Source organism: Paenibacillus wynnii, assembly GCF_000757885.1.
In the GTDB taxonomy this organism is placed as follows: Bacteria; Bacillota; Bacilli; order Paenibacillales; family Paenibacillaceae; genus Paenibacillus_AQ; species Paenibacillus_AQ wynnii.
The window spans coordinates 183,018-206,693 of the sequence record NZ_JQCR01000002.1; the positions used below are offsets into that span (position 1 = coordinate 183,018).

A 23,676-nucleotide genomic window follows, 5' to 3' on the forward strand; every position below is an offset into this window, starting at 1 on the left:
TTGACACCTCTTTTATTTCGGAATACCTGACTTCCGGTGCAACCCTCTATCGAAGCGGCACACGAATTGATTATACTTACGCTCTCATCATAACACCAGAAATTCTATAAAAGAAGTGTACAAACCGTACTGGCAGCTTTTGTTATACAAAAAAAGTATGTCTGTAGCGGCTACAGACATACTTTGATAAATTAAATATTATTCCGCTTTTGGCAATTCTGTTATTTCCGACCGCTTATGAGTGAACCCCTTGATCAGTTCTTCAACATCAATACCGGAGACGCTTTTCAGCATTTCAGGGGCGGTGGACATCAGTTGGGTTACATAATTGCTTACTCGGGCTGCACCTTCACCATTGCCTGTGTCGACAACTGTTAATTTATCAATGGAGGCCAATGGTTTAGCGATCTGTCCTGCCAGCTCAGGCAGCATTTTCACAATAATATCAAGGACTGCAGCATCACCGAACTTCTGGAAGGCCTCCGCCAGTTTTTCTTTGGCTTCGGCTTCAGCGAAGCCTCGCAGCCGGATGACCTCTGCATCTGCTGTACCCTTGGCGAGCTCTGCATCAGCAATGGCCTGACCTTCCAGACGCTTCTGTGCAGACGTTGCCTTAGCTTGGGTCTCAATGCTGTACTGGAGAGCATCTGCCTCACGCATTCTTTTCGCCTTATCCGCTTCAGCCGCTTGTTCAACCGCATAACGGTCTGCTTCGGCCTTTTTCTTCACTTCCGCGTCAAACTGCTTCTCGCGAATCTGAATTTCCCTATCCTGCAAGTCGATCTCTCTCATTTTACGAACGAGTTCCACCTTCATTTGTTCCTCGACCACGGTTTGCTTGCCGCGTGCTTCCTGAATGAAATAGGCCTGATCCGCTTCAGCTTTTGCCGTATCCTGATCCCTTTTAAAGGCAGCGACTTTCAGTTGGTTATCCTTGGATGCTTCCGCAATATTAGTATCACGTAACAGTTCAGCCTTCTGACCCTGTTCCTCTGCTGCGGCCTTTTGGATACGGGCATCACGCAATGCCTCTGCTTCAGCAATTTCTGCATCTCTCTTCACTGCGGCAATACGCGGCTTACCCAGCGCTTCCAGATATCCATGCTTATCACGAACATCCTTAATGGTGAAGGAGACAATCTGCAGCCCCATTTTCTTCAGATCGCGGGCAGCCACACCCTGTACTTCTTGGGCGAACCGATCACGGTTGCGATACACTTCCTCAACAGTCATCGTACCCAAAATAGCTCTGAGATGACCTTCCAGTACTTCCTGAGCTTCACTCTTTAATGACTCTATAGGTTTACCCATGAATTGCTCCGCCGCCGTAGCCACATCTTCAGTAGAACTTCCGACTTTAATTATAGCTACACCATCTGCAATAACCGGAACGCCCTGCTCCGTATACACCTCTGGAGTAGTAACATCAAGCTTATGGGATAACAGCGACATGAATTCAGCCTTCTGAAATACTGGCAAAATAAAAGCACCGCCACCGCGTACGATCTTGATTTTACGACCCGATCCATCATCTAAAATATGGTTATTCCCCAGGAAAGATCCCGTTACAATCATACCTTCATCCGGTCCTACCGTTCTAAAGCGGGCCCAGAATGCTAGCCCCAATACAAAAATGACAGCAACAACCACGGCTGGAATTAATAAAAAATCAGGAATACCAAACATCAAATATCCTCTCCCTTTCTCTCTTCAAATTCAGTTACAAGTGCCACCCCTTCGATAACGTCAATCACAACGATCTTGATTCCAGCGGGAAGGGGCTGATGCTCAAAGCTGGACGCGGTATGTAGACTGTTACCTGCGCCAAATTTCACCATGATTTCCCCAAAGCCCTGAGCCGGTATGGGAACGGTGATCACCCCCATTTTTCCGGGAAGCTCTTTCATGGAGAACCCGTTAGACATCTCGCTTTTGTCCATCGGTTTGACAAAACCCAAGTACAGCAAAACATCAACAGAACCGGCAATTAATAGAGACAAGGCCACCACAGCCCCGACCTCCAGTCCGCTATAACGAGTAAGCAAAAGTCCGGCACCGCCAAATACTGTTACTCCCCCTGCCAATACGGCGGGATTCAGGAAATCAAAGGCTGCAAAATGAAACATACCATGCAGTGCATCCCCAATCAGATCCCCTACCAACACGCTGACTACGGCAAAAATGACACCCAGTGCCAGACAGCCCAAATACAGCGTCTCCATACCCATTTCCTCCTGTCTTTCTTCTGACGATATGTCTTACTCCTATAAACGCATTAGATATGTCCTAGGTTTCACAAACTTGGGTTATTATTGAAAAAGCAAAAAGGATGCCTCTCCCGAAGAAGAAAGGCATCCTTTGCAGTAACTACTCAAAATAGAATTACAAAGACATTTTATAGATTTGAACAACATCCTCATGTTGAAGCTTGCGGAAATTCCCAAACGGTCCAAAACGGACAGCTTTATCCGCCATATTCTGAAGCTGGGAATCATCAATATCATAATCAGCCAAGCGGTTTGGTGCACCGATGGAATTCCAAAAGCTTCGCAAAGCTTCAATGCCTTCTAGACCCACCTGCTCATCACCTTTACCGGAAGGATCAATACCAAACACATTCACGGCCAACTGACGGAAACGTGCAGGTTGAACGCTCAGGTTGTATTTCATCCAGTGCGGGAAAAGGATAGCTAAACCGCCTCCGTGAGGAATGTCGTATACAGCGGATACTGCATGCTCAATGTTATGAGTGGCCCAGTCACCGGCAAACCCCATGCTGACCATCCCGTTCAAGGCCATCGTACCGCAGTAGAGAATCGTCTCACGCAGTTCAAAATTCTCCAGATCCTCAATTAACTTAGGAGCAGTCTCAATTACGGTACGCAGCAAAGTCTCACAGAAACCGTCTTGAACCGGAGTATTGCTATCCAAATGGAAATAATGCTCTAGCACATGCGACATAATATCTACCATACCATAAACGGTCTGGTCACGAGGTAATGAGAAGGTGTGCTCAGGATCTAGAATGGAAAACGCCGGGAAGGAGTACAAACTGCCCCAGCCCATCTTTTCTTGAGTGACTTCATTCGTAATTACCGAGCCGTTGTTCATCTCAGACCCAGTCGCTGCCATAGTAAGTACTGTTCCTAAAGGCAAAGCATCTTGAGGGATCGCTTTACGCTCCACGAAATCCCACATGTCTCCCTCATATTCAGCACCCACTGCAACCGCTTTGGCACAATCCAGCACGCTGCCTCCGCCTACTGCAAGGATCAAGTCGATCTGATGTTCACGACACAGTTCCACACCTTTATGTACAGTGGAAAGACGCGGGTTCGGCTCCACTCCAGAGAGTTCCGTTACTACGGAGCCCAGTGATTTTAACTGCGAGACTACTTTATCGTATAGCCCGTTACGTTTGATACTGCCGCCCCCGTACATTAGCAGTACATTTTTCCCGTATTTAGGCACTTCTCGATTTAGAGCTTCCAATGTACCCTGTCCGAAGATTAGCTTCGTCGGGTTGTGAAATTCAAACTTTCGCATACGTGTAACCCTCCATGATCCTTAATTTAGTTCACCAACTTATTATATCCCTCTGGGTACCCTCATTCAAATCCGTCACAAGCAAAAGACACCCAGATCCTTCCTCAGAGGGATCGGGTGTCTTGTCTATCGGTGTCTAGCTGGCACCAAAGCTCTTCACAAAACGATGGAAAGCTTCTTGCCCTTCAGGTGTCCGCTTATAAACCCCGGCGTGCTCAAGAATATGAGTGAATTTATTGCCTACCTCATTCTGTATGGTCTTCACTGCTTCTTCATGATCCAACGAAGTACCGAAGCGTTCAAGCAGCTCTTGAACCCAGCCTGCATGCAGAGCTAAAGCGTGGGTTGAATCCCCCTGTAGCGCATTCAACGTAGTCGAGTCTCCAGCTAGAATACCCGCAATTCTGTCGAGTTCTTCCTTAAGACGACCTGGTAAAATAGCCAAACCCATAACTTCGATCAAGCCGATATTCTCTTTCTTGATATGGTGCATCTCCCGGTGAGGGTGAAAAATACCCTCTGGATACTCTTCACTCGTACGGTTGTTACGGAGGACAAGATCCATTTCGTAACCACCATCTTCTGCCCTGCGGACAATAGGTGTAACCGTATTGTGAGGAGTAGACTCACCACCTGCCTCAGTAGTAAAAGCCAACACCTCTGCTTCAGGATCACTATATCCCTTCCACGCCTCATAAATGGAATTACCGCATTCCAGGAGAACCGCAGGATCCTGCCCGTGTAAACGCAGTACCGACATCGGCCATTTTACGATACTAATACTGACGCCAAGATAGGCCTCGTGAGTGAACGTACTTTCCTTAGGTGCTTTCTGTATCGGGAAGGTATGGCGTCCTCCTTGAAAGTGATCATGCGTCAAAATGGAGCCGCCTACGATCGGTAAATCAGCATTGGAACCTATAAAATAGTGCGGGAATGATTCCACAAACCCGAGCAGCCGTTTCAGGGTATCCTTAGTGAGCTTCATCGGGACATGGTCATGATGGAATACGATACAGTGCTCATTGTAATAAACGTACGGCGAATACTGAAAAAACCATTTCTCATTATTAAGAGCCATCGGAATAATCCGCAGGTTCTGGCGGGGAGGATGGTTTATGCGACCTGCATAACCCACATTTTCACGACAGAGCTGACACTTTGGATATACAGGTGGAGGAAGCAACCGAGCCATTGCAATTTCCTTAGGGCTTTTCTCAGGCTTTGACAAATTGATTGTCATTTCTAGGTCACCGTATGGAGAATCCTGAAGCCAATAGACGTTCTTAGAGATACGGTCCATCCGAATATAGTTGGAATCAATACTAAGCTTGTAGAATTGATCTGTTGCTGCTGATATCCCCTTCTCTTCTGTCAATCTGCGAAATTCAGCATTGACCTCCGAGGGGCGGGCCATCAACAGCCCCATGATTTTGGCATCCAGAAGATCACGATAGGTATCACTGTTCTCAGGAATAAGTCCAATTTCAAACCCATAATCAATTAAGATATCAAGCGGTGCTTGCGGACCCTCTAATATCGTTTGATCAACCTCATCAAAAGAGGGTTCGCTGAAGCCGAATTGCTCCAGCAGCACGTTGCGGCTATAGTCAAGATCCGCAGGCTCAATTAATCTCTGACGCAGAGCAAAGAGTGCAAGCTGTTCAATAGCTTGTAATGCCTTCACTCCGGCGGGAGTTACTTTATTCTCGTTGTCCATCTTGATTCTCCTTAGAATTAATTACCATAACCTTGCGGGTTCGCTGAATGCCAGTTCCAAGCACTTTGAATAATGTTCTCTAAATCTGCATGTTGCGGGTTCCAGCCTAGAATAGAGCGGGCTTTGGCAGAAGAAGCTACCAGTACGGCTGGATCTCCGGCACGACGCTCCTGAATAACCACCGGAATCTCAAGGCCGGTTACCTTCTTAGCGGTTTCGATTACCTGCTTCACGGAGAAGCCAAGACCGTTCCCTAGATTAAAGACGCTGCTGGCGCTGCCGCTGCGCAGATAGGTTACTGCACGAACATGCGCATCTGCCAGATCGCTAACGTGAATGTAGTCACGGATACAAGTTCCATCTTCAGTCGGATAATCTTCTCCGAATACTGCGATGCTCTCCCGTTGTTTAAGCGCAGTTTGCAGAACCAGCGGGATCAGATGGCTTTCCGGACGGTGATCCTCACCGATTTTACCACTCTCGTGAGCGCCAGCTGCATTGAAGTAGCGCAGTGCCACATATTTGATGTCTAACACTTTGTCAAACCACGCCATCATACGCTCCATGGTCAGCTTAGTCTCACCGTACACATTGGCAGGTTCGGTACGGTCGGTCTCTTCAATAGGCACCTTCTCTGGTTCACCGTAAGTAGCTGCTGTGGAAGAGAATACAATTTTGTTAACGCCGGCCTTCTGCATGGCTTCCAGCAGACATTGTGTTCCGTACACATTGTTGTCATAGTATTTCACTGGATCCTTCATACTCTCACCAACCAATGAACTTGCAGCAAAATGGATAACTGCATCAATCTCATTCTCGGAAAAAAGCTTCGCCAACAGTTCTTTGTCGCGCAGATCACCTTCATATAGCTTGCCGCCTAGCAGTGCTTCGCGGTGTCCTGTTACAAGGTTGTCAATAACAACAACTTCCTCGCCTCGATTCAGCAGCTCCGCTACTGTATGGGAACCAATATAACCTGCTCCACCCGTTACTAGAATCGCCATCTTATTTCACTCCTTTCAGCTCTTCGACACCGTTACCGATACCGCAAACGTAGAACTCGCCGACCAGACCGGATCTTGTAGTGTAGGCCTCTCCAACTTCCGAAATAAAGCGTTCGATATCATCCTCATGGACTAGTGAGACCGTGCATCCACCAAAACCTGCACCTGTCATCCGTGAACCAAGGGTTCCCGGAATGCGTTGTGCTTCTTCAACCATAATATCCAGTTCTACACAGCTCACTTCATATAGATCGCGGAGAGAATCGTGAGAGTCATTCATATATTGTCCAAACTGCTTAAGATCATTATTCTTCAGTACTTCTACGGAGTCGAGTACACGTTGATTCTCTTCCACCACATGGCGCGCACGGCGTCTGACCGTTTCGTCAACAATCTTACCCTGATGCTCCTCAAACTGTTCACGCGTAAGCTCTGCCAGATAAGACAAGGAAGGAATCTCCTTCTGCAAAATAGAGAGCGCCTCATCACATTGCTGACGGCGTTCGTTATATTTGGAATCCACGAGTCCTCTCTTCTTATTCGTGTTGCCGATAACCAGCTTATAAGAACCTGTTACAAAAGGTACCAAGTCATATTCCAATGTGTCGCACATCAGCAAAATCGCATGATCCCGTTTGCCGTTGGCAACAGCGAATTGGTCCATGATACCGGAGTTTACACCCACGTACTGATTCTCTGCACGCTGGGACAAGAGAGAAATTTCAACCGTATCCGTATCTCCGCCTTCCAAAGTCAGGAACGCAAAGGCGGTTACCACTTCAAGGGAAGCGGAAGAAGACAGGCCTGAGCCATTCGGGATATCACCATGGAACAGCAGGTCATAACCTTTTGAAACAGGAGTATCCTTCTTCTTCAATTCGACCATTACCCCAATGGGATAGTCGATCCATTCGCCACTTTTTTCATTCCCAATTTCAGTGAAATCTATAGATGCCTCGTAAGGAAGGTTTGTGGAAGCAAAGTTTATTTTACCGTCACTGCGCGGTCTCACAATCAAAGTGGTTCCAAATTCCAATGCCGCCGGTAGTACATAACCACCGTTATAATCCAGATGTTCACCGATAAGATTAACCCGTCCAGGTGCATAAAACACTCGTTCCTCTTGTCCGCTTTCTCCGTACTTGTCAATAAACTTTTGTTTCATTTGCCCGATGCTCATAATGTTACTCCACCCTTTCGTTTCTTACGGTTTTGTGAAAAAGTATTTGTTCTTGTATGCTTATATTATAATAAAAACAGACTTTAAATAGTAATGCAACCATGTGTGTAATGTATGGATAAATGTGACTTTACACGAAGAGAGGGGTTCGTTATGGAGCCTAACTACGACCACACCTATTCCGTTGCCTCAAATCCGGTTTACTACGAGAATCAAAATTTGCATGTGCTTTTCGCAGGTAAAAGTCAAACCCTGCCGCTGCATCAGGCCGGCCCCAAGATCTACGATTATTACCTCCTTCATTACGTGGAAGGCGGTTCTGGAATTTTCCGTACAGAGCATCGAACTTATGAGCTTGGAGTCGGGGACTGCTTTCTGATTCATCCCGGACAACTTGTCAGTTATGTTTCCGATCGAGATCATCCCTGGCAATATAGATGGGCTGCATTTACCGGAAAGGAAAGTGACGAATTGGTACTGCAAGCAGGATTCACACCTGAACAGCCCGTCCTATCCATAGCAGAAGGAAGCGTGATTCCAACTTCTCTTGGTGGAATGTTGGAAGCCTTCTATGCTAACAAGGAAAGCGCCCATCTGACTTCGCTCGGTTATCTCTACCTTATTATAGGAGAAGCAGCTGAACGATTATCCATTTATTCACGTCTCCCCGGAGCTGGGTCTCAGGTGAAACGCACTGTGAAGCAAATGATTCACTTCATGTCCTCCCAGTACGCCCATCCGATTTCAATTGAGCAAATGTGCGACAGCTTGGGGTATAATCGTGCCTATTTGTCTCGGGTATTTAAACAAGAAACGGGCTTGTCACCCGTAACCTATCTGCTGAAGCTGCGTATAGAAAAGTCCAGACAGCTGCTGAGGGAGAGGCCGGAACTATCCGTGGAGCAAGTTGCCGCTTCTGTCGGCCTAACGGATGCGCTATATTTCTCCAGGCAGTTCAAACGGTTCTGCAGCCAATCACCGACCTCTTATCGAATCAAGGTTACACGGCAATCCGATAAATCTGTCCATTAAAAGCTTATGCAGCAACAGCCCAGGTTCTTTTAGGGAAACTGGGCTGTTGCTGCTGCCTAACTGCATTATTGGAAATGTCACTGCGTACTCTGAGCTTCACATTTGATCATTTCTCTCCCATTTTCATACGTATCAATCCCGCCAAAATTATGCCACAAACCCAGTGATATAGCCGGCAGCTTAAGCCCTGAATGACCACAGCGGTTATACCGCATGATTTCATATCGTTCATCGCTAGCTACATATACCATACTTATCCCAGCCTCTCGTCTGATGTCCAATTAACCTATTTTAAACCACTGGGGGACATTGTAATCCGAGTAGCATGATTTATTGCAGGATTAGGACGAGTATAATAGGTCTTTAACCTTGCTCATCGTCTCGCCAATGCGGTCTGTAAGGATCAGGTCGGCATGATGATCATAGGGTGTAGGCTCACCATTCAGCAGTACTGTATGTTGTCCGCGGAAATATGTAACTAAACTCGCTGCTGGCTGGACAGTTAGCGAGGTACCCCCAATGATCAGCAGGTCTGCGTTCGCTATTGCCTCCACAGCCTCCATAAGAAGCGAGTGATCCAGTTCCTCCTCATACAGAACAACATCTGGCTTAATGATTCCGCCGCAGTCTGGGCAACGCGGTACCGTCTTTGTACTGTTAATAATTGAATCTAATCCGAAATAACGGGAGCATCCCATACAATGATTTCGATGGATAGATCCATGGAGTTCAAGTACACGCTGACTCCCCGCTTTCTGATGTAGGCCGTCAATATTTTGTGTGATGACTGCTTTTAGTTTCCCCTCCTGTTCAAGCTTAGCTAGAAGGTAGTGAGAACCGTTCGGATCAGCCTCCGAATGAATCATTTTACTGCGGTAAAAGTCAAAAAAGATGTCTGGTGAAGACATAAAGAAGGTTCGGCTAAGCATCACTTCAGGTGGGTATGGGGAATTTTGCTGAGTCTGGTACAATCCTGCTGCCGAGCGGAAGTCAGGAATCCCGCTCTCTGTAGATGTTCCTGCTCCGCCAAAAAAAACAATATTGTCACTGCTTGTAATCCATGAAGCAAGAGTATGCAGTTGATCCATTATATAACGCGTCCTTTCTGCACTGAATTCAAGGTGTAATCATGAGTTCCGTAAAATCAGTAATAACGGTGTCGGCGTTAAGCAGATGTTCCATTCTGCCGTCTTTCCCTGAGATACCGACGGTTAAGCACAGGTCAGCCGCTTTGCCCATCTGCATATCTGCATTACTATCTCCAATAAGAATGGTCTCATGTGGAGCCAGCCCCAATTCCCGGCAAGCGAGTTCCACCATTTCCGGCGCCGGCTTGCCCCTATTCACTCTGTCTCTAGTAACAACTGACCCGAAATAGCTAGTGATACCTAACCATTCCAAATGCTCAAAAGTCGTCTCCGATTCATCAGAAGTAACTACACCGAGCTTCAATGAAGCTCCGGCACATTGCTGCAGGAATGGTAACAAACCCCGCAAAGGAGCAGCAATCCTGCGTCTCCTAACCTCCTTCATAGCTTCGCTGCTAATACTAATTACGCGGGTTAATGCATCATTCCAGGGAACTCCCGCGGAATATAGCTGCCAGGCAAGAATACCGTGAGTCTCTTCTGTAGTCGCCATAGGGAGTGGACCTCCGGGATCATACCCAATGACCCTGCCCTCTGCATCGTGCTCGGTTCCAAGCAGCTTGGATGCGTTGCCGCTAAAGCGACTTCCCTCCAAGGCAATCGCATCCTCCATACCGCACAGTACAAGTTCAGCCCACGCCCCCCACATCGTCATGAAATCGAGCAATGTTCCATCCTTGTCGAACAGGATTCCCTTACAAGGGACAGATCTATTATTCACATGGAAAAAAGGCATCTCTCGTCACATCCTCAACTGAACTGGGTATTGGAATAGATATTATCGTAAATTCCCGAGCCAGTCCTGAAGCGCCCGAACGGTTCGGTTCTGCTGCTCATCCTCGGAAATCTTTGCTTCGCCGTCACCATTTTGGGATCCGTAGCTTCCAAACTGGGCGTGATTGCCGCCATCAACCGAATAATATACGGTGTTATCCGGCAGGTAGGCACGGCCTTCCCGATAACTGCCTTTATCAATAACTTGATCTTCTGTACCCAGCACGGATAGAACAGCCAGAGTAGTCCCTTTCAGACTGCCCTTCTCATCCGGATAGGAGGCCAGGAAAAACACGCCCTCCAGTTGATCCGGATGCTCTGCAGCGAACCGTGAAGCCATAACACCCCCCAAAGAGTGACCGCCCAACACAAACGAAGTTTGTGGATGAACCCTAATCATTTCCTCGGCAGCATCCACCTTAGTAATTGGAAGATTGAGCGGCATCTGGGCAATGTAAACTGCATGGCCCTTGGTTGCAATCCTTTTGGCAAGTGTCGAATAGGCTTCAGCTTCCACCAATCCGCCTGGATAAAAAATAATCGCAGGTCCGGTAGAGTATAAAGGCTCGAAAGAGATCCAATTATCATTCTTTTCAACAATAACCCCGCCTTCCGAAACCATAGCAGACTCTGCATTATCGGCAGGACGATAAGGGGTTAGGTATTTCCAAATCCATAAGCCTACAGCAATCAGAACCAGTAAAATGATGATGCTAACCGTACGTTTTGTTCTTGCCTTTTTCTTCAATAGGGTCACTCCTACATGCAACGGACTGTTATTCCTCTGTAATACCAAAATTATAGTGGAATCAAGGATTTCAAACAACCTTCAACGTTTTGGCACAATTCACAGCTATGATAACGCTTACCACTGTGACATTTTTCATAATTAATTAAAAGGAAAAAAGGTATTTTAAAATTAAAGTAACTAACGCGGATTGGAGGGGGAAAAATGGTCGGGGAAACTTCAATAGAGTCACGTGGAGAAACGTTTTTTCTGAACCTCCGTTTTATCCTTATAGCGACCGTATTTGCAAGCAATGCCATTGAGCCGTTGATTGGAACGATGGGCGGAATGCATGCTTTGTACATGTGGATTTTCAGCTTTCACATGCCCCTATTCGTTCTGGTTACAGGCTACTTTGCCCGGAAAAGCCTGAACGGATCTGCTGGACGCAAGATTCTAATGCAAATCGGACTGCAATATGTTGTATTTCAAACCCTTTATTCTTTATTAGATCAAACTCTTTTTCAAGTAAACGGTATTCATCATTCCTTTTTCGCACCCTATCTTCTCCTATGGTTTCTAGCAAGTCATGCCTTTTGGCGTCTTCTGATGCTGGGAATGAGCAAGTGGACACCGGTTGGTCAAATGACTTTCGCCTTACTGGCTGGTATATTAGTTGGATATTTGCAGTTGGACGGGGTTTGGTTCAGTATTAGCCGTACTTTTGTATACTTGCCTTTCTTCGTAATAGGGTACCACTTTTCGTTCGCAGCTTTTACACGTATTTATACCAAATGGATCAAGATTACCGCTGCCGCTGCCTCCCTATTACTCTTCTTCATCCTAATGAATTGGGGAGTTAAGCTTCCACTTGGCTGGTTATTCGGCAGCTTCACTTATATGCAGCTTGACCGTCAGGAATGGTATGCCGGGTTATACCGTCTAGCCATCTATGGTTTGCAGTTCATTGCTGCTCTAGCTTTTCTCGGTTGGATTCCTTTTAGAGCCAGTCGTTTAACAGACTGGGGTCGGCGTACACTGTATGTTTTCCTGTTACATGGTTTTATCGTTCGTCTGGCTGTTGTGTCTGGAATCTACAGCTATCTTGGTAATGCCGTAGGCGCTGCTGTACTGCTAACTGCTGCTGTCTCGCTTACCATCCTTTTGGCCCAGCCGGTTGTGAAACAATGGCTGCACCCCCTCGTAGAACCATCGGTAGGCTGGATGATGACTCTGCAACGGGCGGTATTGCGCCGCTCCTTATAGCCCCTATCTGATGCCCGCCCACTCCCTTGTGAGTGGGTTTTTTATTGAACTTTCACGCCTATACATGACACATGTGCGGTAGAAAAAAGATGACATTTGTGATAGACTCACTAATAACAATGGCTTGCCCTCCTTATATCAGTCGGCTTCCGTTAATACCATCATTGTATACACAGCTCTTCATAGAGCATTGCGTTAATGCGACACAATATTGAATCACAACTTATTTAGGGGGGAAATGTCATTATGGCAGCCAAGAAAATGCGTTCAGACATGATTAAAAAAGGCTTTGACCGGGCTCCGCACCGCAGTCTCCTGCGAGCGGCCGGCGTAAAAGAGGAAGATTTCGGAAAGCCATTTATTGCGGTCTGCAATTCCTATATTGATATCGTACCGGGACATGTACACCTTCAGGAGTTCGGCAAAATCGTTAAAGAAGCCATTCGTGAAGCGGGCGGCGTACCGTTTGAATTCAATACGATCGGCGTCGATGATGGCATTGCCATGGGCCATATCGGTATGCGTTACTCACTGCCAAGCCGTGAGATTATCGCCGACTCTCTGGAAACTGTAGTATCCGCACACTGGTTCGATGGTATGGTCTGCATCCCGAACTGCGATAAAATCACACCGGGTATGATGATGGGCGCACTGCGTGTCAACATCCCTACCATTTTTGTAAGCGGTGGGCCGATGAAAGCCGGAGTGGACAGCAAAGGCAAGAAGCTGTCGCTTACCTCTGTATTCGAAGGCGTTGGTGCTCATCAGGTTGGTAAAATCAATGACGCCGAGCTATTGGAATTAGAACAATTCGGTTGTCCAACCTGCGGCTCCTGCTCGGGTATGTTCACTGCGAATTCTATGAACTGTCTGGCTGAGGCACTTGGACTGGCCCTGCCAGGGAACGGCACCATCCTTGCTATAGCCGATGAACGCAGAGAATTTGTTCGTCAATCAGCAACACAGTTGATGAAGCTTATCGAGTTGGACCTTAAGCCGCGTGATATTGTAACTCAACAATCCTTGGATAATGCTTTTGCGCTTGATATGGCAATGGGCGGGTCCACCAATACAGTGCTTCATACTCTAGCACTTGCGCAAGAAGCAGGCATTGATTACCCGCTCGAACGCATTAATGAGGTTGCAAACCGTGTTCCTTACCTGTCCAAGCTGGCTCCAGCTTCAGACTACTTTATTGAAGATGTCCAGAATGCAGGCGGAGTGAGTGCTGTATTAAATGAACTCCTCAAGAAACCGGGTGCTTTATTCGGCGATTGCATGACGGTTACCGGCAAAACACTTGCCGAGAACGTTATGGGACATGAGATTCAGGATACCAATGTAATTCATACCTTAGACAATCCTTATTCTGAGATTGGCGGTCTATCTGTACTTTACGGCAACCTTGCTCCAGAAGGCTCCATTATCAAAGTCGGAGCGGTTGACGCATCTGTAGGCGGTTATCATAAAGGCCCTGCCATTTGTTTCGATTCTCAAGATTCTGCGCTGGAAGGTATCGCTAACGGCAAAGTCAAAGAAGGACATGTTGTCGTTATCCGTTATGAAGGTCCAAAGGGTGGACCAGGTATGCCGGAAATGCTGGCTCCAACCTCGCAAATCGTCGGAATGGGACTTGGTGCCAAAGTTGGTCTAATCACTGATGGCCGATTCTCGGGAGCATCCCGTGGGATCAGTATCGGACATATCTCCCCTGAAGCCGCTGAAGGCGGACCGATCGCTTTTGTTGAAGACGGTGATATCATCGAGCTGGATCTGAACAATCGTAAGATTGAACTGCTAGTTGATGAGGAAACACTGGCTGTTCGCCGCAGTGGATGGAAAGGCTTTGAACCTAAAGTGAAAACAGGCTACCTTGCCCGTTACTCCAAAATGGTTACAAATGCCAGCAACGGTGCGGTTCTTAAGATCTAACAGCGTTAAGTAGTTAATATAAAACAAAAAGCCTTCACTCCAGTAGATCATCTACGGGGTGAAGGCTTTTATTTGTAAAAAATCAATGTACAATTGTTGCGCTAGGAAGCTCTGCTTCATGAACAACTTTTACCGGATAATCCTCTTCCCGACGTTTCTTCACTTGACTGCCTGTAGGGATTTTCTTCTCCGAGCGAAGCAGAAGCTCTGAGATCGGCATGAGAATCATCTTAGGGATGAGAACTTCGCTGCGTTCTTTAAGCCTTGCACCCCCAGTTGGATGAATGACACTCATCAGAACACTTAAATAGAATTTGGTAGATCGTGCAAACCAACCCTTAGGAAGATCTAGCACAGTGAAACCGAACTTTTCCGGTCCTCGATTGAGCATGCTTACTCCATAAAGCGCCTTTGCTCTCACGAGATGCTCATCAGCAGTAATCCGATCTGCTAGCAGAGGCAGATCCTGATTCATCCGGCGGATCATACGAATCGCCAGCTGCGCTGTTGAACGGGAATGCATCCCTATCTCGAATAGCTGTCTGTTATCAATATGAAGCTCGATTACCTTATCGCCTTTGTTCAAGAATGCACCGTTCTCCATCATCAATGACTGTCCTTGATATTTCCGCAATCGGTAATGCAGGAATGGATCCTCTGGAGAAACCGTCTTCAGCCGGAAGAGAAATTGAAAGACCTGCTCCCACGCCAACCAAAGTCCAACAACCATTCGTTTGGCAAAAGAAAGCCTGTGCATCGGTGAACTCTCGGCTGCCTTGATCATTTCGTCTACTCTAATGCTGCTCAGCCCCCTGAGTTTGGCTTCTTCAAGCGTACGCTCAAGTGCAACCAGCATATGTTCAGGCGCATCTGGATTGGCACCGAGTGTAGTCCCGCGATCATGAAGCAGCATAACCTCACCAGGGTTCAAACGTGACAGCATCTTCTCTGCGAGGCGCTCTGAGCCTTGCTTCTCACGCCAATCACCGAACATTGCTGACCAAAGTACAATTTGTACCTGACGTCGTTTGGAAAAGTCGAACAGATTCACAATTCCCCAGGGTGGGCGGTAATAAGTACTTCTCTCCCCGGTAATATCAAAAATAATATCATCGGTACGCTGAATCTGCCGGCGAACGGTCGAAGGGCGCATTAGCCAGTTGCTCTTGTGCACATAATTATGAATACCGATAAGATGACCTTCCTCATGCATGCGCCGAATGAGATCAGGATGGCGTTCCGCATGGGCTCCAACTACAAAAAAGGTAGCTTTTGCCCCGTGCTGCTGAAGTAAATCCAGTAACCTCGGTGTAAAGCGAGGGTCTGGTCCATCATCAAAGGTAAGGGCAAATCCCCCTGTTCCGATTCCTTTCCGAAAGACGCGGAAACCGAAAATTCGGCTGATGATACCAGGAATAAAGGCATAGAAAGATGAGATGTAGAACAGCCAGAGCAGCAAAGTCTCCATGTGTATTCCCCGCTTTTCCAGAAGTATGACTTTGGCTCGTCTTTGTCTGCAAGCAGATTTAGTGATACGGCCAAGTAGAGTTATAGTCCGCCGTTTTGTAGCGGTTAAATCAGAGACTCACAAAAAAACATTACCTCCTATTTTAACACAGGTTGTAAAGAAAAAGACGCTTTTTCGTTAAAATCGTGTACAATGAATCCAAGTGAATAAAGACTGTTAATTTACCCTGAAAAGGAGTCGTTTATCTCTATGCTACCTCTTTACAAAAAGTATTGGCGCACCTTTTTTGATCTGGGACTGATCGTTCTGACCGTATATTTGGTCATGCTCACGTTCAGTAAGCTCTATCAATTGGCCGCTCCCGTGTTCCTGTCCTTCTTCGTATTCATGTTAATTGAGCCGCTGGCCCGTTTTTTAAACCGAAAAGGTCTAGCCAAACCTTTTGCCTCGGCGATCTCCGTACTGCTGTTTCTTATTGTGCTGCTTGGCATCTTGTTTGGTGCAGGACTGCTGATAACCTCTCAGGTCCTGAATTTCCAATCCAACCTTCCACATTATACATACGTAATTCAGGAGAACTTTGCAGAGTTCACTTCTTTTCTTCAGAACAAATTAAATACACTGCCTCCTGACGTAGCCGATAAGGTGAACGGTTATTTTCAAGATGCGACAAACCTGCTGTCCAAATGGCTGGTTGTATTCTTTAATTATATGATCGGTATACTGGGCTCGTTCTCCTCCTTTATGGCTAATTTCGGAATCGCTATTATTCTGGCTTTTTTCCTAAGTATGGAGATCAAAGATTGGCGCAAAATCGCGCATGACAAAATGCCGAAAACGTTCAAGACCGCCTACAATTTCCTGCAAGGTAACGTCTTTAAGTCTATCGGCTCTTACTTAAAAGCACAGCTTATTCTTATCTCTATTACTTTTGTGATCGTTCTTGTAGGGTTGTTTATTCTAGGCTCCGGGAATGTGATTACGATGGCGCTTATTTGTGCCATATTCGATGTCCTGCCGCTGCTTGGAGTCTCGACGATTCTTATCCCTTGGATTATCTATTTGTTCATTGTCGGAAATACGTCGCTCGCTATTGGACTTTTAGTTCTGCTAGTAATCGTTCTGGTTGTGCGTCAATTGCTTGAGCCGAAGATTACAGGGAACTCCATCGGTGTTTCCTCAGCTTTCCTTATGCTTTCGTTCGTCATTTTATCGACTTCAGCCTTTGGTATGGCCGGATTGATTTTGTCACCGATCCTGCTTATTTTGATTAAAGAGCTCCTGCAGCAAGGCTATCTCCAGCGATGGATTTTTCTGCCGAATGAAGAGTTTATTGTCTCTCCTTTTTCAACGGGTAATGAACCTGATGCTGAAGATAACGAGAGCCCTGAAATCTAAATATTTATACAGGAGATGTCTCGGATAAAAGATCCATTACCTGCCCGAACAGCTTCGTTGCGGTATGCCGGCTGCCGGGAGCTACATTCTGCACAACCACTGCTACCGTATATTGAGGACGCTCAAACGGACCATAACCGATAAACCATTGGTTATTTCGCGGCATTCCCTTCACAAGGGTTTGTGCAGTACCTGATTTTCCTGCCAAAGGCCATTTCGCGCTCTGTAGTGAACTGCCGGTGCCCTCCGTAACTACCTTACGCATCCAGGACAGCAGTAGCTCAGTTGTGTTCTTAGAGATTCGGCCGAACGGAGTAGGCGCCAGATGACGTGATAGATCCATCAGCTTTTGGCCATTTGCGAAATTGACCCTCTGCAAGATACGTGGAGCGGTGACTTCACCTCCATGAAGAAGGGTTACTATAAGATTGGCTGCTTGGAGCGGGGATACGCGAACATCTCTCTGACCGATAGCCGTTTGCACCCTGGTTCCGGCGTCATCAGTTACAAGAGTATTAAAAATCGTTCCCTTTTGCTCCCCTGCCAGCGGCTTCAAATGATTCATCCCGAGGGTATTGTCAGCTTGCCAGGTAATCTCTCTCCCGATCCCTAGTGCCAAAGCGAAAGATTGAAGCTGATTACCGCTTAGACGCTCGGCCAAAGTTGCAAATACAGTATTGCAGGACACGGCGAATCCTTCCTCAAGCGTGAGGGGCCCGTGTCCTTTTCCTTGCTGACAGGACAAGCCGTATTTATCAAATTCACCCTTGCAGGAGAAAAGTTCACCGGGGGATGTCACACCCGTTTCTATTGCAGCGGCAGCCGTTATAATTTTAAAAATGGATCCAGGTTCCACAGCCTGCAGCGCTCGATTGTTCCATTCTCCGCCCTCCGGTGAAATCCTTTCCGAATTATAAAAAGGCCGGGATACCATCGATATAACATCCCCGGTATGAGCGTCTAATACCACCACCGCGCCCTCTTTTATCCCCGCTTTAACGGCAAGTTCTTCGATTCCTTCCTGTATCTTCATATCTATCGTTGTGTAGAGTGAAAGCGGATAATATGGATTTGCGGGTGTACGTACCTTAATATCACTTCCAGGTAGTCGATTCCCCCGAGCATCCACTTGAGCGTATGCCTCCGTATGACCAACTCCTCGAAGCAAGGGCTCCAACGTCTTCTCTAAACCAGCTGTTCCCTTCATTGGAATTCGCAGCCCGGAGGATGAACGCGGTGCTGCTTCTGACAAGTAGCCCATCCATTGCCGCCCGGACATCTCTCCGTTATATCTGCGAGCAAAGGGCAGAACCTTCAGACCGTCAATACCGAGACTGCTAATTTCGTCAGCTTGTGTAGGAGTAATTGCCAGCGGATCGCCTGTAGTAGACGATGGCCATAGAATAGGTTCCTTAAGCGGAGAAATTTTGTTCAATAATGCCTTATGATTAGTTCCTAATATTTCAGCTACACGATTCAGGGCTATATCACGTTTCGTATTGCCGATATTCCCTTTGTTCTCCTCCTGCGGAAAAAAAGCCACCGTCCATATAGTTTCACCCGCAAGCGGCTTTCCGTTTCGATCATAAAGACGGCCTCGTCCCGAATCTAATATGGTCTCTCGTTCACTTTGAACCTCGGCCATCTTAGCCAGGGAATACTTGCTGCCGGGAACATGCCGGTCCTTCAAGAATAACTGAACCCATGCTAGCCGGAATATCAAAATAGAAATGGCAGCACATAATATCATCAGTCCGCTAAAGATACGTTTATTAGGCTTATTCAGCAAAAATATTCCTCCCGGCAGGCTTTCTAATTAGGTACTACCAAAGCTTTATTCTATTATGTCCTTTCATCACACAACGGAAACTTAGAATGGCAAAAAGAGCTGTCCCATAAGCCATAAAATGGCTACTTGCGATAGTACTTGCTTTTTGAATAGGAACGAGTTTGACACTCGATGAGGACGCTCCACGAACGGACCGTTGTTACAATCGCTGTTGTGTCCAGATTTTTTTTAACTCCCCTTAGCGGTGAAAATCCGGACACAAAGGCGACCGCTGCCGCTTTTCCACAATCGTTCCGTTCTCTCCGCTGCTTTGAGTAGAAAAAGTTTCTACAATCCTCCTAAATTCCTTTTTTGGTAAAATGGAGGTACCACCTACATCCCGTAAGGAGCGATGTAGACAGGACCCTTTAAGTTGACCAACAGCGGGAAAAGCGAACTCAACAAGGTGGCGACCTCGCCGAAGAAAAAGCCATTCAGATGGATTTGCTCCTTGCCTAAAAAAATACGAACAATAACAGCGCTAGGGATTAAAAACGAGAGTATATAAGCTGAACAAAAGAAAATAACAAATGGGAAAAGGAACGAAAGCATTCCTGTTGGCGTTAAGAAATGCAGTTTGCCAAAAGAAAGAGCGCCTCTGTAAGATAGAATCATGTCACGGCCAGTGACTAACAAAATTCATCTTGGGAGGACACTCACTATGGAGTTTAAACAAAGAAATAAACAAAATCAACAGATCGAAAGGATTACACCTAAACACGTGGTCATCGGTGTAGATATTGCTAAAGAAATTCATGTGGCTCGAGCTGTCAATTATCGTGGAATCGAAATAGGGAAACCTTTGAAGTTTGCTGACTCCAAGGAAGGCTTTATCCGGTTCCAGCAGTGGCTGGAGCACCTTCAATCCACTCATCGTCTAAACAATGTCTTGGTTGGAATGGAGCCTACGGGACACTACTGGTTCCACCTGGCGGATTGGCTTCTTGCGGAGTCCATTGATGTCGTATTGGTCAACCCGGCAACGACCAAGCGTAATAAAGAAAATCGGGATAACTCTCCCTCCAAAAGTGATATGAAAGACGCTTTAGTGATCGCCGATGTGGTCTCCCGAGGGTACTATACCGATTTGCCGCGAACGCCCGAAGTCTTCCAACGTTTACGTGTATCCATGAATTATCGGGAAATTTGTATGAAAGACCTAGTCATCATCAAAAACCGTATTACACGCTGGCTGGATGTGAGTTTTCCGGAGTACACCACCGTGTTTAAAGATTGGACCGTACCCCGTTCGCTAGCTGCCCTGCAAGCCTTCCCTCTGCCAAGGGATATCAAGAATCTGGACTCGGAGAAGATGATTGCAGGCTGGAAGCCTTTTATGAAGCGAGTGGGTGGTTCCCGCGCCCTGCAAAAGGCGGCGGAGCTGCTGGCAGCTGCACGTCGCTCTGTAGGGCGTACGACGTGTCAGGAAGAAGAACGGCGCCAACTTGCGAATCTAGTAGCCGATTATCTTCGGCTAGAACAGCGGATAGGAGAGATGCAAAAGGAACTGATCAAACTACTGGAGGAGATTCCTGAATTGACCCAACGGCTCCGTTCGATTCAAGGTCTAGGCACGATTTGTATTGCGGCCTTATTGGCGGGAACGGGAAATCTGAAAACCTATACCCATGGTAACCAAATTCTTTCTCAGGCCGGTCTAAATTTGGCAGAGAAGAGTTCTGGTAAATACCAGGGCCAAGTCAAGATCACTGGACGAGGAAGGCCCCAACTACGTAAACACCTCTACCTGGGTGTCATCTCTCTAGTCTCCCAAAACCCTGCCTATCGGGCTTGGCATGAGCATAATGTGAAACAAAAGAAGATGAAGCCCATGGCTTCCATTTTCAAGTTAATCGGAAAGCTCTGCCGCATCATTGTAGGTCTAGTCCGACAGGAGCGTTCCTTTGATCCAAAGGTCGCTAACCCCGCCCCACTGGCAGCTTAAGATTTATCGACGTTAATTTTTTCGCAAGGATTGGCTCATTTGCAGGATCGCTAACTAAAAGGAGCGTACCGAAGGCCGGATTAAATTTCCATAAGGGCCCAGACCCGCTACCTAAAGCATAACCGGCCTCCACTCCCTGGACAGGTGTAACGAAGGAATGAAAGGGCATAGACCCGTTGAGTCATGGGAGGGAAAACCTCCAGGGATCGAGTGGATCCAGCTCCTACATATCGTGAAACCAGGGAAATAACCCCTCCCTTGTTCCCGTATGCCCTCTGACAAGGAGGAGAGAAGGCTTTAACCGGCCTCACGCTCTTCCTCATCTGATTAGCAGAAAGATATCCTGCGAATGAGCGAGCATTTGAAAGGAAAATGGTTAATACAGAGGGAGGGAAATTTGGAACTGTAGGAGCGATAGTGACCGCCCGAAAGCTTTCCGTAGGAAAGCTCGCTTCGAAAGCATTAGCTGTATCCGGATTTCAACCGCTAAAAGCGGGTTAATTCGAAGAAATCTGGATACAACAGCGGCCGGAAGTCCAAATCTTCACGGTAGTGACACCTGAGCCTTAAGTTAATATCTTAAGTTCATCTTAAATAGCCAGTCTCCAATAACTCAGAGACTGACTAGTTTAATTCTTGAAAAATATCTAATTTTGAAAAAGCTTAACTGTTATACACTGAATTTGGATAGTCTATCCTTTAACTTCACGGAAGCATTCTTCAGACTGGCGGAAAGTTCAACGAGATGGTCGCTCACATTTTGTTGTTCACCGCTAAGCGAGGCCACTTCCTGTGATGCCGCAGAAGATTGTTCAGCCACCGAGCTCACATTCTCCATAGCTTCAGACATCACGCTTTGCGAATGACTGAGACCGTTGATTGATGTTGTCACCGATTCCAAACGATCAATGAAGTGATCCATCTGCCCTTTTACAGTTATAAAGATGTCACTGGTATTCTTAACAGAGGATACCTGCTCCTCAAAGAGCGGAGCAACATGGGACAGGGCCGTTACCGTCTCATTCATGTCTGTCATTATTTTGTCGGTAATCTCAGCCACTACTGCTATAGAACGCTTGGACTGTTCTGCCAGTCCGCGGATCTCTCCCGCAACAACCATGAACCCTCTTCCGGACTCACCGGCGCGTGCTGCCTCAATCGTTGCATTCAGAGATAATACATTCGTCTGCTGTGCTATGTTCTCCATGACTTCAAGAACTTTGATAACAGAAAATGCAGTTTCCTTCAGTTCATTCACCTTAGTAACCAGATCATGGGTCATTTCACCGGTAAGTGTTGTTTTATTCAACAATTCCCCCATCTGAGTGACGCCTTCTTGGCTGAATTGTCCAACAGTGCGTGCTGCTTGATCCATTTCCCGATTTGCGGCTATAACCGTATCCATTTGCTCTGAGATGCGGCTTGCCAGCTCATTGCCACGGTCCGCTTCCAGCGCCAAACTGCCTGCTCCGCCAGCAATTTCCTCTGTTGCTGATGCAATGTCACTCGCTGCAACAGCTGTTTTACGGGAAGCGCCGCTGAGCTCATCTGCAGTTGCCAATATTTCTAGGGCCGCTTCATTCGTATGATTAACCAATTCAGTAATACGTTCCATCATCGTGTTGAAAGACTCTGAAAGCTGTCCGATTTCATCACGGGAGGTTACCTTTGTCCGAACGCTTAGATTTCCCTCTGAACCTTCAAACATTAACTCCTTCAAGGTGGACAGTGGACGTGAAACCATTCTCATCATCCATAAGCCCACCAAAATGGCGATAACCGCTGCTCCGGCCACAACCATATACGTGGTTTGCAGGATCCGACCTGCATCCTTGACGAGGTTACCTTCCGGAACAACACCAAGCACCTTCCATTTAGAATTAACTACTGTACTATAGACCGCTAGAATGGATTCCCCATTCTCATCTACAGTAGGTAAAGACCCTGCTGCAGAGGTTACTCCTTTGAAAAGGGTACCACCTAGACTTAAATACGAGTCGGCTCCCTCCGCCAAGGAAGACGCAATCACCTGATCCTGAGCCGTCATTAGTTGTATGTACGAGCCTTCACCAAGATCCACTCCACTAAGCTGATTCCCCATTACAGTGCTCTTAATATCGCAGACTACGATGAAGCCTCCATTATTGCCACCGTTAGCTATGGATTTCGCTAAATGCAATACACCCGGGGACTTGGGCGTCTGTGCTTCTGTTATCCATAAGCTTGTTGGCTCTTTCTGCAACTGTTTAAACCAAGTGCTAGACTTTGCAGCTTTCTGAAACGCATCATCTAATGTTCCGGCAGCCACTACAGGCAGGGTCTCATTTAGAGGAAAGAGATAAACGGCTTGTACCTCTTTGTTATTCGAAAGCCAATTTCCAAGCTCTGTTAGTGTAGTTTTGCTATCCATATTTGCCTGTTTTACTGCGTCCTTGATTTGCTGATTATAGAACATCTGCTGTAAGTTATCCTCGAAGCGCAGTAATACAACATCCAATTTATTTGCTGTCTGGACTATGGTTTGCTCACTTGATTTTAATGCATTGTCCTCAATGGTTTGTTTGGCTACAGAATAAGAAGTATAACCTAACGATAATACCAACACCATTGTCGCGATGAAAAAAATAAGAAAAAGCCGTACCCCTACAGATTTCGAGGGATGCAGCCGGAAAAGGATGCCTCCTTTTCGTGCTTTTGATGCATTCAAC

The 23,676-nt window shown here is 46.7% G+C and carries 17 protein-coding genes and 1 pseudogene; 5 read left to right on the forward strand and 13 right to left on the reverse strand.

The window, feature by feature from the left end; translation table 11 throughout:
* Positions 1-198: 198 nt before the first annotated feature.
* The 6 genes from PWYN_RS03795 to PWYN_RS03820 form a co-directional block, all read right to left on the reverse strand.
* A complete protein-coding gene (locus PWYN_RS03795) occupies positions 199-1,686 on the reverse strand; it encodes a flotillin family protein (RefSeq protein ID WP_205622733.1) in 1,488 nt (495 codons plus the stop codon).
* Positions 1,686-2,222, reverse strand: coding sequence for an NfeD family membrane protein (locus PWYN_RS03800; RefSeq protein WP_036648705.1), 537 nt, complete (start codon positions 2,220-2,222; stop codon positions 1,686-1,688). The genes PWYN_RS03795 and PWYN_RS03800 overlap by 1 nt, the downstream gene beginning before the upstream one ends.
* A gap of 160 nt (positions 2,223-2,382) precedes the next feature.
* Entirely contained in the window at positions 2,383-3,546 is a 1,164-nt protein-coding gene (locus PWYN_RS03805) for an iron-containing alcohol dehydrogenase (protein ID WP_036648708.1), read from the reverse strand.
* 136 nt (positions 3,547-3,682) lie between these two features.
* Positions 3,683-5,266, reverse strand: a complete 1,584-nt coding sequence (locus PWYN_RS03810; RefSeq protein WP_036648711.1) for a UDP-glucose--hexose-1-phosphate uridylyltransferase — start codon at positions 5,264-5,266, stop codon at positions 3,683-3,685.
* Between the two features lie 17 nt (positions 5,267-5,283).
* Entirely contained in the window at positions 5,284-6,270 is a 987-nt protein-coding gene (gene galE / locus PWYN_RS03815) for a UDP-glucose 4-epimerase GalE (protein WP_036648713.1), read from the reverse strand.
* Between the two features lies 1 nt (position 6,271).
* On the reverse strand, positions 6,272-7,450 hold the full coding sequence (locus PWYN_RS03820; RefSeq protein ID WP_036648715.1) for a galactokinase: 1,179 nt from the start codon (positions 7,448-7,450) through the stop codon (positions 6,272-6,274).
* A gap of 153 nt (positions 7,451-7,603) precedes the next feature.
* On the opposite strand from PWYN_RS03820, the gene PWYN_RS03825 reads away from it, so the two are divergent.
* On the forward strand, positions 7,604-8,482 hold the full coding sequence (locus tag PWYN_RS03825) for an AraC family transcriptional regulator (RefSeq protein ID WP_036648718.1): 879 nt from the start codon (positions 7,604-7,606) through the stop codon (positions 8,480-8,482).
* A 101-nt stretch (positions 8,483-8,583) separates the two neighbouring features.
* Here the strand turns inward: PWYN_RS03825 and PWYN_RS29050 are convergent.
* The 4 genes and pseudogenes from PWYN_RS29050 to PWYN_RS03840 form a co-directional block, all read right to left on the reverse strand.
* Positions 8,584-8,733, reverse strand: a pseudogene (locus PWYN_RS29050) (L-glyceraldehyde 3-phosphate reductase); the annotation flags it as partial.
* 90 nt (positions 8,734-8,823) lie between these two features.
* Positions 8,824-9,570 (reverse strand): NAD-dependent protein deacylase, encoded by a 747-nt coding sequence (locus PWYN_RS03830; RefSeq protein WP_036648720.1) that lies wholly within the window; start codon positions 9,568-9,570, stop codon positions 8,824-8,826.
* 28 nt (positions 9,571-9,598) lie between these two features.
* Positions 9,599-10,366 carry an HAD family hydrolase gene (locus PWYN_RS03835; RefSeq protein WP_036648722.1) on the reverse strand — a complete coding sequence of 256 codons (768 nt, stop codon included), beginning with the start codon at positions 10,364-10,366 and terminating at the stop codon, positions 9,599-9,601.
* A 42-nt stretch (positions 10,367-10,408) separates the two neighbouring features.
* Complete coding sequence (locus PWYN_RS03840; protein ID WP_036648725.1) at positions 10,409-11,152, reverse strand: alpha/beta hydrolase; 744 nt, start codon at positions 11,150-11,152, stop codon at positions 10,409-10,411.
* Positions 11,153-11,356: 204 nt separating this feature from the next.
* Here PWYN_RS03840 and PWYN_RS03845 point away from each other — a divergent pair, with 204 nt between their 5' ends.
* Complete coding sequence (locus PWYN_RS03845; protein WP_036648726.1) at positions 11,357-12,397, forward strand: acyltransferase family protein; 1,041 nt, start codon at positions 11,357-11,359, stop codon at positions 12,395-12,397.
* A 246-nt stretch (positions 12,398-12,643) separates the two neighbouring features.
* The gene (ilvD, locus tag PWYN_RS03850) at positions 12,644-14,329 is read left to right on the forward strand and encodes a dihydroxy-acid dehydratase (RefSeq protein WP_036648727.1); all 1,686 of its coding nucleotides are present in this window, start codon (positions 12,644-12,646) and stop codon (positions 14,327-14,329) included.
* 82 nt (positions 14,330-14,411) lie between these two features.
* Here ilvD and PWYN_RS03855 read toward each other — a convergent pair whose 3' ends face one another.
* Positions 14,412-15,797 (reverse strand): polysaccharide deacetylase family protein, encoded by a 1,386-nt coding sequence (locus tag PWYN_RS03855; RefSeq protein ID WP_036648728.1) that lies wholly within the window; start codon positions 15,795-15,797, stop codon positions 14,412-14,414.
* Positions 15,798-16,046: 249 nt separating this feature from the next.
* On the opposite strand from PWYN_RS03855, the gene PWYN_RS03860 reads away from it, so the two are divergent.
* Positions 16,047-17,195: an AI-2E family transporter gene (locus PWYN_RS03860; RefSeq protein ID WP_036648732.1), complete on the forward strand. Its 1,149-nt coding sequence runs from the start codon at positions 16,047-16,049 to the stop codon at positions 17,193-17,195.
* Between the two features lie 4 nt (positions 17,196-17,199).
* On the opposite strand, the gene PWYN_RS03865 is transcribed toward PWYN_RS03860, so the two are convergent.
* Entirely contained in the window at positions 17,200-18,984 is a 1,785-nt protein-coding gene (locus tag PWYN_RS03865; protein ID WP_036648734.1) for a peptidoglycan D,D-transpeptidase FtsI family protein, read from the reverse strand.
* A gap of 700 nt (positions 18,985-19,684) precedes the next feature.
* Here PWYN_RS03865 and PWYN_RS03870 point away from each other — a divergent pair.
* The gene (locus PWYN_RS03870) at positions 19,685-20,968 is read left to right on the forward strand and encodes an IS110 family RNA-guided transposase (protein ID WP_036648736.1); all 1,284 of its coding nucleotides are present in this window, start codon (positions 19,685-19,687) and stop codon (positions 20,966-20,968) included.
* A gap of 670 nt (positions 20,969-21,638) precedes the next feature.
* Here the strand turns inward: PWYN_RS03870 and PWYN_RS03875 are convergent.
* Positions 21,639-23,675, reverse strand: coding sequence for a methyl-accepting chemotaxis protein (locus PWYN_RS03875; RefSeq protein ID WP_052087731.1), 2,037 nt, complete (start codon positions 23,673-23,675; stop codon positions 21,639-21,641).
* Position 23,676: the final 1 nt, after the last annotated feature.